Raw genomic sequence first — 16,066 nt, forward strand, 5'->3', positions numbered from 1 at the left:
ATATGAGATGTTTTTTTAATATGGCTCTGTCGCATGTAATACAACTTGTAATAAACCTGGGAATCTAGCATTTAAATCTTCTTCACGAATTGAAATGAAACGTTGTGTTCCTTCAAGGCGCGTGTACATAACACCTGACTCACGTAAAACTTTGAAATGGTGAGATAAAGTTGATTTTGCAACAGGGATGTTTAAAGCACCACAAGATTGTTCATTTTTCTCTAGTAAAATATTTACAATTTGTAAACGAATTTGATCGCTAAGTGCATATAAGACAGAAGAAAATTGAATTTCTTCTCGATTTGGATGATAGAGTGTACGCATATTTCACCTACTTGTATAAGTTAAGATATTTGCACTATAACATATAAAGTGCTATATTTCTATTGTTCGAATATATTCGAACAATAGAAATATAGGGGGAGAAAAAATGAAGTATACAAAATTGCAAAAGGCAGGATTAAATATTTCAAAGTTGGGTTTAGGTACAAATGCAGTAGGGGGACATAATTTATATGCTGATGTGAATGAAGAAGAAGGAAAGCGATTAGTAGAAGAAGCTATTCAGCAAGGGATTACATTTTTTGATACAGCAGATTCATATGGTTTCGGTAGATCAGAGGAATTAGTAGGAGAAGTATTAAAGGGAAAACGTCATGAGTTTATACTTGCTACAAAAGGTGGAATTCAACCGTTGTTAAATGGAGAAACTTATATTAACAATGAACCAAGTTATTTAAGGAATGCTGTGGAAAATAGCTTAAGAAGATTACAGACTGATTATATTGATTTATATTATTTACACTTTACAAATCCTGAAACAAGTTACATAGATTCAATCGGAGAGCTTACTCATTTAAAAGAAGAAGGGAAAATTCGTTCAATTGGAATATCGAACGTAAACATAGAACAATTAAAAGAGGCGAATCAACATGGTCATATAGATGTTGTACAATCTCCATACAATATGTTAGAACGTACAGCTGAGGAAGAACTGTTGCCGTATTGTATAGAAGCGGGTATTTCATTTATTCCATATGGGCCTCTTGCTTTTGGAATATTAGGCGGAAAATATACAGAAGATTTTAAATTGAACGAAGTCGATTGGCGCCAAAATGTAAATCTATTTGAAGAAAATACATATAAGAGTAATTTTAAGAAAGTGGAAAAGTTAAAAGGGCTAGCTAAAGAAAATGATATTGAAGTGTCTCATTTAGCGTTAGCATGGTTATTAAATAAAGAAGGAATTGATACTGTTATACCTGGTGGAAAGCGGGCAGAGCAGGTAAGAGAAAGTGTGAAAGCGGTAGACGTTGTATTGAATGAAAGAGTCATGAAAGAAATCCAATCTATTTTAGAAGATTAGTGAAACAGAGGGAGAGTACCCTCTGTTTATATAAGGAGAAGGTCTAAATGAACAGAGCACTAGCTGTATTTTTCACAATAATGTTTATGATCGGTACAGATACTTTCTTAATTTCACCACTGTTGCCGACATTACAACAGGTGTATCATGTTTCAACTGAGTTGTCAGGATGGATGGTGAGTTCCTATGCTTTAGGGTATGCTGGATTTGCACTTATCGCTGGTCCTATATCAGATGGATTAAACAGAAAAAAAGTGATGGTACTAGGTATGAGTTTTTTTGCAATAAGTACGTTTTTGTGTGGAATTGCACCGAGTTTTTTATGGATGCTAACATTTAGATTTTTAGCAGGTGTAAGTGCAGCTTTTGTATCTCCACAAGTGTGGGCATCCATTCCGCTCCTTATAGAGAAAAAGCAAATTGTGAAAGCAATTGGGATTGCAACAGCAGGGTTATCAATCTCTCAAATTTTAGGGCTTCCACTGGGAGCTTATTTAGCAACGATACATTATACAATGCCATTCTATTCCATTGGTATATTATCAGCACTACTTGTCACTCTTATTTATGTTGTATTACCAGAAATCCAGTCGGTTCATATAGGTGGAAATAAAAAAGCTATCTTAAAGCGCTATAAACAATTACTTACAGATTCAAAGGTTTCACTTTCTTATTTTGCATACTTTGTTTTTCAAACCGGAAATTTTGCTGCATTTTCATTTTTTGGTGTATGGCTTTCCATTCAATTTGGCTTACAAGTTCATGAAGTAGGTACAGCTATGCTCGTATTAGGATTAGGAAATTTAACTGGTAATATTTTTGGTCCTAGAATCGTAAATAAAATTGGTTATAACCTTTCTTTCTATGGTGGAATTATATTTACAGCAGTGCTATATGTATTACTTCCTCATGTAAAGAACATTGTATTGGTGGAGTTATCGTTCTTTGCTTTGTTTTTTGTGACAGGAATTTTGTTTGTATTAATGATGGGACATTTACAAAACATGTCTAGTATAGCAAGAGGAACAGGAGCCGCGCTTGCAAATGCTTCTATGTATATTGGTCAAATGATTGGAGCGGCAATAGCAGGAATGTTATTTGCAGTATCTCACAATTTTATACTTATAGGTAGTTTTACTGCGTTACTATATATAGGAGCTTTATTTTTGTTTAGAAAAAGTGAAAAACTTACTGAAAATAGTGAAACAGGAATTGTATCATAAAGCTTGTATAAATATTTCGCAAATCAGAATTAATAAGAGTGTGAATACATGAATGTGCTTTTAATTAAAGTGGTTACTAAAAGTATAGAAATAGTAGAAGAAATGTATTGTAACAAAGTTATGAGGAATCAAAAAATAAAAATCCCTATAAAGATAGGGATTTATATATCGGCATATAGTTCCTTGGAAAAGGATATACTTAGTTTAACATATCGGACTACTTATATTTGTGAAATAGATGTGAAAGTAATGTGAAAAATGCCGAAGGAAAAAACTATTTAAATAGAGGGCAATTTAGATGGGGATATGGATTTTACATAAATGTTGTGTTATATTTCTACTTATCTGTTAATAATTACATATTTTAATTTTATTAGGGATAAAAGGGAGAGGTTTAAATGCAATGGTATTTGAAAGCTCTAAAGAATTATGGGAATTTTAGTGGTAGAGCTACGCGAAAAGAGTACTGGATTTTTAGTTTATCCAATATCGTAATTTTTTGGCTACTGTTATTTTTATCATCATTTTCAGAGGTGTTAGTTGCTATTATTGCGTTGCTATTTATGTTAGTAATGATTATACCAAGCTTTTCGGTTGGTGCACGACGATTACATGATATTGGGAAAACGGGATGGTGGCAACTATTAAATTTTGTACCGTTTGGTAGCGTTGTTTTACTTGTATTTTTTATCATTGAAAGTGAAGAAAATGACAATCAATACGGACCAAATCCGCATTCAGATTTAAAAGAAGCGATTTAATAAACTTGTTTAGTTTGTAGCATTACTAGTTCAATTATTTTATCTATTATTAAAATGGTTTGCGTGGGCTAATATTATTAGGTTGATCTTTAGGTTTAGATGACTTTTGAAACTGTAAAAATGGAAAGATAAAGGCAGAGGGAATATAGCATGGAAAGAAAAAAATTCTAAATAAAAAGCACTGTTTTAGCTAATGTAGCTAAAACAGTGCTTTTCTCTTTGATTGAACAGTTGCAGCATTTTCATCATGTATACCTGCATCTTTAATAATTCGTTGTTTTGCTTTATTTAATAGATGGTTTACTGCTTCGCCAAAATAGTTAGCTTCGCTTTTTGTGCGGGCTTCTCGTAAACATTTATAGTTTTCTAGCAGTTCCTCTTTTTCGGAGTTTGTTAAGAAATCTTCTATTTTCTTTTTTGTCATACGAAACACCCTTTCTCCTGACAAACGACGCAATAGAAAATATTTATTTCTCATTATAACAATAATTTTAAAAGAAAGTATACACTAACGTCGCAATAATTTGTCAATTTCTTGAATCTTCTCATCAGCTTTCCCAATTTGCGTATTTTTAGCCTGTTCGCCACCAAGAGCTTGATGTAGTAAGAAAGTTTGGCCGGAAATAGCAGTTACAATGGATACTTTTATAATTTCTTTTATTGCGGTGACATCGAATAAAACGAGCCCAAGAAGTGCGGCTAGGCTACCAGTAAAAATATCAGTTAAAAATCCAAAATGAAAAAATGTTTTCAAACGGCGTGGAAGCAATAACTTACCTTGGTTATTGATTAGATGGGAAACGAAGCCGGTAATGCCACCAACGAGAACAGCGGTTAGCCATTGATACATTTCCATCGAATCCACTCCTTTTAGTGAATAAGATTCGATTATTTTATATTGATTCCTTTTAATATTTCATATAAGCATATTGAGAAAGTTTGTTTGGGTATATTTTGTATTCAAATTAATTGTAACAGAAAATTTAGATATATTTCAGTCTATTATATGAATCATTTTTACAATAATATGAATGCAGAAAGGGGTGCGTGATATGAATATAGATTATCGAATAAGAAGCGTAGATGGTTATACAAAAAAAATAGGGGAATTAGTAAGCCTGCTTGAGCATACGAGAGCTGTAACATTAGGCGAAGTAAAAAATTTATCAGTTGAGAAATTAGATTTAATTATGCAAAGCAGGGGAAATTCAATTGGCGCCTTATTAAAGCATATAGCAGCTATTGAAAAAGTTCATCAGCTTATTTCATTTCAAGATCGTGACTTTACAAAAGAAGAATTAGAAATATGGGAAGATGCACTGTATTTAGGGGAAGCGGGTAGAGCAATCCGTGGTCATGAAATACAGTATTATGTACAACTTCTACAAAGTGTTCGAGAAGAATCTCTGAAGTATTTAAGTGAACAAGGTGATGAGTGGCTCATGTCAGAAAGAAAGTGGCCTAACGGTGTAGCATATAACCAGCACTATCTATGGTTTCATGTGCTAGAAGATGAAATTAGTCATCGAGGACAAATTAGAATGCTCAAAAACAAGTTATTTGAAAATTACGTAAAGTGATGTAGCTTTTTATAGGAGAATTCCATATAATGAGAATAATTAAAATAAGAACGGGGTGATGTATTATGGCGAAAATAACTTATATGAATAATCAACCAAATACAAAGGTGGATGGAAAGGGCGATATTATATAAGGTAATTCGCAATCCTTCCACTTAGTACAAACTAGGGAGGATATTTATTTGAATCAAAATATTTTAGAATCTTTCGGCTGGGATTCATTTTTTGAAGAACAAGTTACAGAGAAAAATTATGAAGTAGGTCGTATTTTACTTGAGCATAAGCATATATATCGCATTATTTGTAATGATGGTGAATATATGGCAGAACTGTCTGGGAAGTTTCGGCATGAAGTGATTACGAAAAGCGATTATCCAGCAGTTGGTGATTGGGTGTATATAAAGAAAATAGAAGATGAAAAGAAAGCGATTATTCATCGTATTTTCCAGCGAAGAAGCTCTTTCTCAAGACAAGAGGCTGGAACAAGAACAGAAGAACAGATTATAGCAGCAAATGTAGATTATTTATTTTTAGTGAATGCACTTAATCATGATTTTAATGTTAGAAGGATGGAACGTTATTTATTATTAGCGTATGAAAGCGGCGCTATGCCAGTTATTGTTTTAACAAAGAGTAGTATATGTAATGATGTGGAAGAGAAAATTATAGAAACGGAAGCTATAGCAATTGGTGTTCCTATTTTCGTTGTTGATAGTTTAGAGCATACAGGTATTGATTCGTTGAAACAATTCGTTTCTTCAGGGAAAACAATTGCTTTAGTTGGATCATCAGGGGTAGGAAAGTCAACTTTGTTAAATGCTTTAATAGGAATTGATGTAGCAAAAACGGGAGATATACGTGAAGAGGATAGTAGGGGGAGGCATACGACAACGCATCGAGAATTATTCCAATTGCCTAGTGGAGCTCTCGTGATTGATACGCCTGGCATGAGGGAATTGCAACTTTGGGAAGGCAGCGAAGCGATTCAAACAGCATTCTCTGATATTGAAGAACTTGCGACAACATGTCGTTTCCGGGATTGTAAGCATGAGAATGAACCAGGATGCGCGGTGTATAGTGCAATTGAAAACGGACTTATTACGATAGATCGTTTGAAAAGCTATAAAAAATTACAAAGAGAACTGGCGTATTTTATGAGGAAACAAGATGCAATCCTTGCCAGAGCAGAGCGTGATAAATGGAAGAAAATTTCTAAACAACATAAAAAAATGTAAAAACCAAAGGGCCCCTTTGGTTTTTTCTATTTGTAAATTTTATAATAATATTATTCGTATATATAGACAAAGGGAAATTAATTGTTTAAACTTTACAAAGTATTCACCATAATAGGTTATGAAAATAATAATTAGGGAATGGGAAATATTCATAATTAACTCAAATTAACTTTTAAATTTGAAAATTAGGAGGTTCATAATGGGTAAACTATTAAATTTGTTTCGTGATATGAAAGTAGCAAAAAAGCTATTAATTTCATTCTTTGTAATTTTAATTGCGGCTGTGTCTATTATTGGAGGCATGTCTTATCAAACAGCCAAAAAGAATTTTGAATCGCAAATTAAGAGTAGTGCCAACGACAATATAAAAATACTGGATAATTTAATCAATCAAATGATTGATGCAAAATTTAATGATGTGAATAATTTTGCACGGGTGATTCAGGGGAATATGTATCAAGGAGATAATCAGGATGAATTAAGAAAAATGTTATCTCAATATATAAATTTAAATAAAGATGTTGAACAAGTATATGTTGCCGGAAATGATAAAAAATTTGTACAAGAACCAAATATACAAATGGCAGCAGACTATGATCCAACAGAGCGTTCTTGGTATAAAGATGCAGTTGCAAAACAAGGTGGTATTGTTGTTACTGAGCCATATAAGGCAAAAGGAAATGGACATATTGTCGTAACAATCGCAAAACAAACAGAAGATAAAAATGGGGTTGTTGCGCTAGATTTAAGTTTAGATAATTTATTAAAAACATCAAAGTTAATTAATATTGGTAAAAAAGGATATGCCTTCATTTTAGATGGAAAGCAAAAAATAATTGCTCATCCACAAGAAAAATCAGGAGAAAAAGCGGCTGATTCTTGGGCAAAGAAAATTTATGAAGATAATCACGGTGCTTTTTCATATTCTTATGGCGGTAGTGAAAAGAATATGGTATTTGCTACAAATGTAAAAACAGGTTGGAAAATTGGTGGAACTATGTACTCAAGTGAAGTAATTGAAGCTGCTCAACCTGTATTTTATAATATGTTAATTGTTATGCTTATCTCATTAGTAATAGGTGGAGCACTTATTTATTTTGTAACACTTTCAATTACGAAGCCTTTAAAGAGATTAGTTGTTACCTCTAAAGAAATAAGTGAAGGGGATTTAACGCAAACAATTGAAATTCATTCTAATGATGAAATCGGCCAACTTGCTAAAGGCTTTAATGAGATGACGAATTCGTTACGGACGTTAATCGGAAGAATTAACGATTCAGCTGGGCATGTTGCAGCGGCATCAGAAGAGCTAACTGCAAGTGTAAGGCAAGCAAGTGAAGCGACTGAGCAAATCACAATCGCAATGGATGAAATATCAAGTGGGGCAACGACGCAAACAACAAGCGTAGAAAATGGCGCTATGTTACTGTTTGATGTAACGGAAGGTATTCAGCATGTAGCAAATAGTTCATCATCTATTAATACGGCTTCTGCACATACTCGTGAAAAAGCAGAAGATGGTGGGAAACTAGTAGGAAGAACAGTAAACCAGATGCAGTCTATTGCAGAATCTGTGTCACAATCAGATGCAGTTATACAATTACTAAATAATAAATCAAAACAAATTGGTGATATTTTAGAAGTAATTCAAAATATTGCAGATCAAACAAACCTTCTAGCTCTAAATGCGGCGATTGAAGCCGCAAGAGCCGGTGAGCATGGAAGAGGTTTCGCAATTGTTGCAGATGAAGTGCGTAAATTGGCAGAGCAGTCTAGCGTATCTTCTAGTGAAATTAGTAAATTAATATGTGAAATACAAGATGATATGGGTAAGACAGTCAAATCTATGAATCATGTAAATGAGGAAGTTCAATCTGGACTTGTTATCGCAAATGAAACGAAGCAAAACTTTGCTGAAATTTTACAATCTACAAATGAAATAGCTAATCAAATTAAGACGATGGTTGAAACGGCTAATGGAATGTCAAAAGGGGCAAATGAAGTATCTATTTCGGTAGGACAAATTGCAATGACAGCACAAAATAATGCAACAAGCACACAAAATGTTGCGGCTTCAGCTGAAGAACAGCTAGCTTCAATGGAGGAAATTGGATCCGCAGCGGGTACGTTATCTCAAATGGCTGAAGAGTTACAAGGACTAATTGACAGATTTAAAGTTTAATAGAGAACAGACTATCCCCTAGTAGCATTATGCCACTAGAGGGTAGTCTGTTTTATTGTGTAAAATCAAATAGGGATGTAGACTTCCTTTATGACGTTTAAAATGGCATTTTGCATAATGTTTGTCGAAAAATAGAGGTATTTGTTAGCTTTGTGTATAATTATTAACGTATAGAATACAAATAAAAGGAGAGTATTATGGGAGTGTATTGGGGGACAAAAAGACATTCTTGGCTTAGTTACGTCTCATTTTGGCTAAGTATTTCATTTTTTATTGTTTTTCTAATTGAAGTGTTTATATTAAAAACACTTTCGAATAGCTCGGTACAAATTGTTAAATATTTTTATTTTATACTTGTACCGGTAAATATTTTTCTTAGTTTAAAGTTACTATTTAAGAAGAATGAAAAGAAAGCGTTACCTATTTTTAGTTTCATTGTCTCATTATTATTTGCAATTTTAATAATCGTATTAGTTTTAGCAGCTATAGGGAAGTTCTTTTAAGGGGAGTGGTATAAGTCACTCTCCTTTTTTATTTGTGGTAGTCTTACTATATGTAAAAGTATGAATGCTGTGAGCTAATAAAAGCGGAGAGTAGACAATATTTGCATGGATTAAAGTCTGACGTTATTTAAACTTGTAAGAGTGTATGGAGTAATGAGGTAATATACATAATAATGAAGATAGAATTAGTTATTTTATAAGTATCTATGAAGCAAATGAATACGGTAAGAACGGTGATATATGGTACAATAGCTATGGATAGTGATAGAGATAAAGGGTATATAAAATACTCATCGTTTTTTAGTAAGAGAGGGGTTATCTTATGCTATACGAGGATTTGGAGACATTATTTCAAACAGCTCCGAAAGAAGATAGAGGCGGATGGAAATATATAATCCAAGAACAAAATGATACATATAAAATTGGTGATGAAATACTGAAAAATCAAATGAGTGTCGAATTGTATTTTAATGAATACGATGAGGTGAAAATCACTTTATATAAAGATGGAATTCCGATTACGACTATACAAAGAATTGTGATTTCAAAAGTTGAATTAGACGAAGATGAAGAAGGTATTCAATTTGTTTTAGAACGCATGCCTAGTCGAATGATTCGGTTGCAGTTAAAGCCGTATTTAGCATTAGAAATGGGACCGTACTGGGAAGTATGTGATGATTGTGAATGAACATAAAAAAGCATCCAATAACATGGATGCTTTTTTATGTTTTTTGAAGTTGTTTAAACGCAATGATTGGAAGTATAACAATACTTACCCATCCGATGATAGGATATAGAATGTGAAGTAAGTCACTGTAACCGATGTAACTAAAGCAATAACTAATTAGTAAAATGAAGAAAATAATATTGTGATTTTTCCACCCGGTAATAGATTGCATCTGTTTTGTCATCCCGAACACATTACCAACTAAAGTTGTGAAAACTTCACCGAAAATAATGAGAACGAAGAAGAAGTGAAAAGTTGCATTAAATCTTCTTATGACTTCAGCCATTGGGATGTTATATTGATAAAATTGATCGACTGATAAGATTGCTAAATGGCTGCATAATAAAATTAAAGAAAGTCCAGCACCACCTAAAATCCCACCCCAAAAAATGGCTTTTCGATCCTTTACTTCACTGGCTAATGGGACGAGAACACTTTGGGCGAGAGAAAGATTTAAGGCGACATATGTAATAGGGCTAGTAATCCATTTCATATTCCAACTCTCTGCAGGAATAGTGTTATTAATGGAAGGTGTACCGTGAAAAAAGGTTGTAATAGCAAGTCCGATAATAAAAATCATCATAATAGGTACGACAAGTGTATTTACTTCAAAAACACCTTGTAATCCGCGGCTACTTATAATGAGACAAGCGATAACTGTAATGAGAATACCGAGTTGTCTTGGTAAGCGAAGTTGCTCTTCAAATACTGCACCAGCCCCTGATAACATAACGCTCGTTACGCCGAATAAAACGAGTAATAATAATGTGTTTACAACATTCCCAAATACATCCCCAAATAAATATTTGTTAAATTCTTGCGCTGAAAATGCCCCGATTTGTGATGAAAGTAACATCATCTTTGTGCCGAGCCAAATAAAAAAAAATCCACTTACACATATGCCAATTGTCCCGTATAATCCATTCACTGTGAAAAATTCAACAATTTCTCGTCCAGTAGCAAATCCAGCTCCAACGACAGTTCCGATATAAGTAGCAGCTACTTTCTTTGCTACTTGCCATTGTTGATTGTCCATGTTATCCCTCTTTCTACTATGATGAGCTTGATGTACTATTATGCATATGTATGAGCTTGGACAATTAGACGTATGAAGTGTTTGAAAAAATACATGAATTAAATGATATTAGGGAAGTATTAAAGGTGTTAAAACTTTGTTACATATAAGCCGATTGTTCGAAAGGAAAGGGAATGTATGGTAAAATGTAATTAGGTTATTAAAAGATAAACATTACAAAATGATAAGAGGAGTGGATTGTATGAGTACGAAAACAAATGTTGTTGAAGTATTAAACAAGCAGGTAGCAAACTGGAATGTGTTATATGTTAAATTACATAATTATCACTGGTATGTGACAGGGCCACACTTCTTTACATTACATGAGAAATTTGAAGAGTTTTATAATGAGGCTGGAACGTATATTGATGAGTTAGCAGAACGTATTTTAGCTTTAGAAGGTAAACCATTAGCGACAATGAAAGAATATCTCGCAACATCTAGTGTCAGTGAAGGGACAAGCAAAGAATCTGCAGAAGAAATGGTGCAAACATTAGTCAATGATTATTCTGCACTTATTCAAGAATTAAAAGAAGGTATGGAAGTTGCGGGTGAAGCTGGCGATGAAACATCAGCTGACATGCTGTTAGCAATTCATACAACATTAGAACAACATGTATGGATGCTAAGTGCATTCTTAAAATAACGATAAAAAATATATAGAAACCCATTGAAAAATTATTTCAATGGGTTTTTTTATGATTTTTCAGTTTTCTTTTATGCTATAATATAGTAAAAAGGAGGCGATGCGATGTTTCGCTTTTTCAGAACTGGAAAAGAAGAGCGGGAAATTACGAAAGATGAGTTAGAACAAGCGATGGCTCAGTTTTTAGAAACGAATGCTAATATCGTTTATACAGTATTAGTAAATGATGATTATACAGTAAATTATGATCTGTTAAAACCGTATTTACCTGCATTTCCAACAAATGTTTTTCTTATAACGAAGGAAACGCTTGAGGTATTTGAACATACAGAAGAAAATTTAAACCTAGTGAAAGAAATTGATGTCGTACAAAAAGCAGTAGATCAATACGTAACAGAAAAAGAAATGTTCCCAATTGTTGAAGGTAGCGAAGATCGCCTCATATGCGGAATGAAACTAGGACCTTACTTAAATCGTAGCTTAAAAAGAGACTTATATATTTCAGAAAAACATTATTTAGTTTCAAGTAAACCAGATAGAAAAAAACAAAAGAGCGGGTAGACGTAATGAAAACAACAATACATATATTGTTGTCTTTTTTTGTCTGTTAAAATATTGATTTTTCAGTCTATTCTTATTTATACTAAATGCATTGGACAGGGAAGAGTAACTATTAAGCATCATTCTGAGAATAAGATATTGTTAGAGTAGGTTATACAAAGTGGTATAAAGATTCGCAAAAAAATATTATAAAAGGTTTCGGGGGAATTGGTACATGAAAAATAGTATGACTTACATTCAATTATTAAATGAAACGTTACGTTGTTATGCAAATAAAGGAAGTTTTGAAGCGTACAATTATATAATGGAAAATGCTACAGGTGTAATAGGGAATGAGGCGCAAATATATAATTTTAAGTATGCGCTCGCAAGTGCATCGGGACTTGAAAAAGAAGCATTACATTTAATGAGAGAGGCCATTATAGAAAAGGGATTCTGGTATGGAAATGAGTATTTAATTTCGGACGATGATTTAAAATCACTACATAAATTTGAAGAATTTCATACAATGGTTCAATTATGTAAAGAAAGAGAAGCATTAGCACATAAAACGGAAAGACCAGACGTGAAATATATATACAGCAAGAAAGAGGGAAATCTACTACTTACATTACATGGTGACCAAGAAAATATTCAAATAGTAGAGTCATATTGGAAATCAGTTTTGACACAAGATTACACGTTAGCTTTACCACAGTCTTCACAAATTCAGTTTTCAGATGGATTTGTTTGGGGTGATCTAGAGAGAGGGAAAGGGGAATTAAAAGAGCATTACAATAAGTTTATAGAAAATCATACAGTAGAAAATGTAATAATTGGTGGTTTTTCTGCAGGGGCAAGAGTAGCTTTATATACGATTTTACAAAAAGATATAGATGTAGATGGTTTTGTTTTTATGGCACCCTGGCTTCCTGAGATTGAAGAATGGGATGAGTTGCTAAGAGTGCTGAAGGATAAACATATAAAAGGATATATAGTATGCGGGGATCAAGATGAAGACTGTTTCGAATCCACGCAGCAATTCGTACAACTATTAAGAGAGAAGAATATAGAACATAAGTATAAAGTTGTGCCTGACTTAGATCATAATTATCCTATTAACTTTGAAGAGCTATTAAAAGAAGCTATTGAATATATAGGAAATGAAAACAATAAGTAGTAAGAAAAAGAGATGCATCATATGTGATGCATCTCTTTTTAGAATTATAAATTAAAAGCATTTGCTAGTAAGCGATAAGACTTTAATTTATGTTCGAATTGATGAGTAATCGTGACAATCATAAATTCGTCAGTATTGTATGCTTTGCTTAAGTTTATTATTTTTTCTTTTACAGAAGACGGATCACCGACAATCATACGTTGACGATTTTCTTTTATACGGAATAAATCATAAGCGCTGTATGAATAATTTTGAGCAGTTTCAATAGAAGGTGTACCAGTAGTTCGTTTTCCTTGCTCTAATAATAAGATTGATAAATCTAAACTAGAAGCAATTTTTTCCGCTTCTTCATTTGTTTCTCCGCATATAACAAAGATGGCAACGATTGAATTAGGCTTATCTCCTAAAAATGAAGGCTGATATTGTTCTTGGTAAGCCCTCATAACTTCAGGGCCTCCGAAGCCGTTAATAAATTGTGCAAATGCGAAAGAAGCTCCGTTGTTTGCAGCAATTTTAGCGCTCTCTCCGCTAGAACCGAGCATCCACATTTCAGGAGATGTTGGGATAACTGGAGTGGCTCTTAAGTTTGCATAGTGATGGTTTTCTGGTACTTGATCATGTAAGTACATTGCAACGTCTGCAATTTGTTCTGGATATTGATCAAGTGAGACCATTTTCCCTTCTTGAAGTGCGCGAGTTGCTATTGGCATACCACCAGGGGCTCTACCAACACCGAGATCGATACGATTTGGATACAGTGCTTCTAGAACACGGAAATTCTCAGCAACTTTATATGGGCTATAATGCGGTAACATAACACCACCTGAACCGACTCTAATACGGTCCGTTTTTGCGGCAATATGAGAAATAAGTATTTCTGGACTTGAACCAGCTAAGCTTACGGAATTATGATGTTCGGATACCCAAAAACGTGTGAATCCGAGTTTTTCAACTTCTTGTGCAAGCGTAACTGTATGTGAAAAAGCTTGGGCTGCTGTGCTACCATCTGAAATAGGTGATTGGTCTAATACACTTAACTTGATCATAGAATATACCTCTCAATCTTAATGTACATCCTATTATATATTTACTTATGAAAAATGCGTAGTGAAATGCTCAAAATGAAAAGCGGATAATCTTATTTCCGCTTTTAACGAGAAAATCCGCGTTCATAATGATTCATTTCGACTAGATTTAAAATATATTCATAGTTGTCAATTTCACGTTTTAGTTGTTCACGTTCTTTTTCAGATAGTGTCATATTGCTAAGTTTTTTACATAAGTTTTGTTTCTTTAATTCTAAATGTTTTTTTGTAGCATCGTAGTCATAAGTATGTTTCATTTTTAACCACTCCTTCTTTGTAGTTGCTATATTATACGAAGTATAAAGAAAAGTGAGATCTGTCTCTTATGTACTTTTAGTGAATATTCAAATTGCAATGGTGTTATGTTTATGGGGATTTATGAATAAAATGCACTAAACCACTAACGTCCATTTGATGAAGTAAGGGGTGGAATTGTGCAGAAAGATATAATGTATAACACTGAAATGGATGAAGCGTTAAAAGTTATAGATAAAGGATTGAAGAAGACGATAAGCCCAAAACAGATTATTGTAGTGGGAGCTGGTATGGCTGGGTTAGTTTCAGCATCTTTATTAAAGGCTGCAGGACATGATGTGAAAATTTTTGAAGCAAATAACCGGGTAGGTGGCCGTATAGAAACGGTTAGAATGGAAGATACCGGATTATATTTAGATGTTGGAGCAATGAGAATTCCGTATACGCATACATTAACGATGGCATATATAAGAAAATTTGGGCTACAGGTGAGACCTTTTATTAATAGGAATGAGACGGATGTTATATACGTAAATGGACGGAAAACGACGTTAAAACAATATGAAAAAGATCCAAGTATTCTAAGATATCCTGTGGAAATGAATGAAGTTGGAAAAACGTCAGAGGAATTATTATTGTTAGCGGTACAGCCCATTATAAATTTTATAAAAAAGAACCCAGAAAAAAATTGGGACGTTGTAGTAAAGGATTTTGGAAGATACTCTACTGGACAATTTTTAAAGTATCATCCTTATCAGTATAATACTTACTTTTCGCCAGTAACAATTGAGATGATCGGTGTTCTATTAGATTTAGAAGGTTTTTTAGAGCGGTCGTTTGTAGAGACTTTACGATTTTTATACATTATGCAAGAGGAGAGCGGATTTTGTGAAATTATGGGCGGGAATGATAGATTACCAAAGTCGTTTTTACCGCAATTAGAAGAAAATATTATATATAATCAAAAATTAATGAAGTTACATCAACACGATAATGGTGTGACAGCTTTCTATCGGAACGAGGAAACTTTTGAATATAGTAGTATTACAGGAGATTTAGTTATTGTTACTATCCCGTTTTCGACAATGCGTTTTGTAGAAGTAGATCCGTTTGATTCTATATCTCATGAAAAATGGAAAGCAATTCGTGAATTACATTACATGCCTGCGACGAAAATAGGAATTCAATTTAAAAGCAGATTTTGGGAAGAACAAGGGCAATTAGGTGGCAGAATTATAACAGATTTGCCAATCCGTTATGCCTATTATCCAAGTCATGGGATTGGAGAAAAAGGACCTGCTATGATGTTAGGTAGCTATACATGGTCTTACGATGCATTGTTATGGGATGGTTTATCAAAAGGCGATCGTATTTATTACACCTTACACAATTTAGCAACGATATTAGGTGGTCAAGTCTATGATGAGTTCATATCTGGAATTTCAAAAAGCTGGACATTGGATCCGTATGCGCTTGGAGGATTTGCACTTTTTCAAGCAGGTCAAGAAACTGAGCTGCAACCAGCGATTGTCAAACCAGAGGGGAGAATATTCTTCGCTGGAGATCATACAACGCTATATCACGGATGGATTCAAGGTGCGATTGAATCTGGAATTCGTGTAGCGGTGGAAGTGAATGAGTAAAAGGTTTTCAATTCAGAAAATTCTTTACTATATAACTTGAGATGGATATTATTATATATAAAAGA

19 protein-coding genes are annotated in these 16,066 nt (G+C 33.5%); 13 read left to right on the forward strand and 6 right to left on the reverse strand.

Annotation, left to right across the window (positions count from 1 at the left end; genetic code table 11):
• Nucleotides 1–15 precede the first annotated feature (15 nt).
• A complete protein-coding gene (locus CGQ22_RS16410; protein WP_046945368.1) occupies nt 16–324 on the reverse strand; it encodes an ArsR/SmtB family transcription factor in 309 nt (102 codons plus the stop codon).
• A gap of 106 nt (nt 325–430) precedes the next feature.
• On the opposite strand from CGQ22_RS16410, the gene CGQ22_RS16415 reads away from it, so the two are divergent.
• The 4 genes from CGQ22_RS16415 (at nt 431) to CGQ22_RS16430 (ending at nt 3,350) form a co-directional block, all read left to right on the forward strand.
• The gene (locus CGQ22_RS16415; protein WP_000877961.1) at nt 431–1,366 is read left to right on the forward strand and encodes an aldo/keto reductase; all 936 of its coding nucleotides are present in this window, start codon (nt 431–433) and stop codon (nt 1,364–1,366) included.
• Nucleotides 1,367–1,413: 47 nt separating this feature from the next.
• Nucleotides 1,414–2,589, forward strand: a complete 1,176-nt coding sequence (locus CGQ22_RS16420; RefSeq protein ID WP_089148990.1) for an MFS transporter — start codon at nt 1,414–1,416, stop codon at nt 2,587–2,589.
• Between the two features lie 48 nt (nt 2,590–2,637).
• On the forward strand, nt 2,638–2,844 hold the full coding sequence (locus CGQ22_RS32505; protein ID WP_001101743.1) for a hypothetical protein: 207 nt from the start codon (nt 2,638–2,640) through the stop codon (nt 2,842–2,844).
• Nucleotides 2,845–2,987: 143 nt separating this feature from the next.
• Nucleotides 2,988–3,350 (forward strand): DUF805 domain-containing protein, encoded by a 363-nt coding sequence (locus CGQ22_RS16430; protein WP_001198796.1) that lies wholly within the window; start codon nt 2,988–2,990, stop codon nt 3,348–3,350.
• A 199-nt stretch (nt 3,351–3,549) separates the two neighbouring features.
• Here CGQ22_RS16430 and CGQ22_RS16435 read toward each other — a convergent pair whose 3' ends face one another.
• Entirely contained in the window at nt 3,550–3,774 is a 225-nt protein-coding gene (locus CGQ22_RS16435) for a hypothetical protein (RefSeq protein ID WP_000162602.1), read from the reverse strand.
• An 84-nt stretch (nt 3,775–3,858) separates the two neighbouring features.
• On the reverse strand, nt 3,859–4,206 hold the full coding sequence (locus tag CGQ22_RS16440) for a DUF4257 domain-containing protein (RefSeq protein ID WP_000426317.1): 348 nt from the start codon (nt 4,204–4,206) through the stop codon (nt 3,859–3,861).
• A gap of 196 nt (nt 4,207–4,402) precedes the next feature.
• Between CGQ22_RS16440 and CGQ22_RS16445 the strand changes: the two genes are divergently transcribed.
• From CGQ22_RS16445 to CGQ22_RS16470, 5 genes are all read left to right on the forward strand, one after another.
• Nucleotides 4,403–4,930 carry a DinB family protein gene (locus CGQ22_RS16445; protein WP_046945365.1) on the forward strand — a complete coding sequence of 176 codons (528 nt, stop codon included), beginning with the start codon at nt 4,403–4,405 and terminating at the stop codon, nt 4,928–4,930.
• 182 nt (nt 4,931–5,112) lie between these two features.
• Nucleotides 5,113–6,165: a ribosome small subunit-dependent GTPase A gene (gene rsgA / locus CGQ22_RS16450; RefSeq protein ID WP_089148991.1), complete on the forward strand. Its 1,053-nt coding sequence runs from the start codon at nt 5,113–5,115 to the stop codon at nt 6,163–6,165.
• Between the two features lie 199 nt (nt 6,166–6,364).
• Nucleotides 6,365–8,347: a HAMP domain-containing methyl-accepting chemotaxis protein gene (locus CGQ22_RS16455; protein WP_000517286.1), complete on the forward strand. Its 1,983-nt coding sequence runs from the start codon at nt 6,365–6,367 to the stop codon at nt 8,345–8,347.
• Nucleotides 8,348–8,544: 197 nt separating this feature from the next.
• Nucleotides 8,545–8,850: a hypothetical protein gene (locus tag CGQ22_RS16465; RefSeq protein WP_000539571.1), complete on the forward strand. Its 306-nt coding sequence runs from the start codon at nt 8,545–8,547 to the stop codon at nt 8,848–8,850.
• Nucleotides 8,851–9,172: 322 nt separating this feature from the next.
• Entirely contained in the window at nt 9,173–9,538 is a 366-nt protein-coding gene (locus CGQ22_RS16470; RefSeq protein ID WP_000965062.1) for a DUF3979 family protein, read from the forward strand.
• A gap of 34 nt (nt 9,539–9,572) precedes the next feature.
• Here the strand turns inward: CGQ22_RS16470 and CGQ22_RS16475 are convergent, their stop codons facing one another.
• A complete protein-coding gene (locus CGQ22_RS16475; protein WP_000370207.1) occupies nt 9,573–10,613 on the reverse strand; it encodes a YkvI family membrane protein in 1,041 nt (346 codons plus the stop codon).
• A gap of 241 nt (nt 10,614–10,854) precedes the next feature.
• Between CGQ22_RS16475 and CGQ22_RS16480 the strand changes: the two genes are divergently transcribed.
• From CGQ22_RS16480 to CGQ22_RS16490, 3 genes are all read left to right on the forward strand, one after another.
• The gene (locus CGQ22_RS16480; RefSeq protein ID WP_000105199.1) at nt 10,855–11,298 is read left to right on the forward strand and encodes a Dps family protein; all 444 of its coding nucleotides are present in this window, start codon (nt 10,855–10,857) and stop codon (nt 11,296–11,298) included.
• Between the two features lie 105 nt (nt 11,299–11,403).
• Entirely contained in the window at nt 11,404–11,859 is a 456-nt protein-coding gene (locus CGQ22_RS16485; RefSeq protein WP_000488208.1) for a DUF3939 domain-containing protein, read from the forward strand.
• A 214-nt stretch (nt 11,860–12,073) separates the two neighbouring features.
• Complete coding sequence (locus CGQ22_RS16490; protein ID WP_000798310.1) at nt 12,074–13,018, forward strand: alpha/beta hydrolase; 945 nt, start codon at nt 12,074–12,076, stop codon at nt 13,016–13,018.
• A 44-nt stretch (nt 13,019–13,062) separates the two neighbouring features.
• Here the strand turns inward: CGQ22_RS16490 and CGQ22_RS16495 are convergent, their stop codons facing one another.
• Nucleotides 13,063–14,064, reverse strand: a complete 1,002-nt coding sequence (locus CGQ22_RS16495) for an LLM class flavin-dependent oxidoreductase (RefSeq protein ID WP_000594046.1) — start codon at nt 14,062–14,064, stop codon at nt 13,063–13,065.
• Nucleotides 14,065–14,168: 104 nt separating this feature from the next.
• Complete coding sequence (locus CGQ22_RS16500; protein WP_000683359.1) at nt 14,169–14,360, reverse strand: DUF3896 family protein; 192 nt, start codon at nt 14,358–14,360, stop codon at nt 14,169–14,171.
• Between the two features lie 177 nt (nt 14,361–14,537).
• Between CGQ22_RS16500 and CGQ22_RS16505 the strand changes: the two genes are divergently transcribed.
• Nucleotides 14,538–16,001, forward strand: coding sequence for a flavin monoamine oxidase family protein (locus tag CGQ22_RS16505; protein ID WP_001168124.1), 1,464 nt, complete (start codon nt 14,538–14,540; stop codon nt 15,999–16,001).
• The last annotated feature ends 65 nt before the right edge of the window (nt 16,002–16,066 follow it).

The sequence above is a fragment of the Bacillus sp. M13(2017) genome, from assembly GCF_002218325.1.
GTDB classification, from domain to species: domain Bacteria; phylum Bacillota; class Bacilli; order Bacillales; family Bacillaceae_G; genus Bacillus_A; species Bacillus_A thuringiensis_K.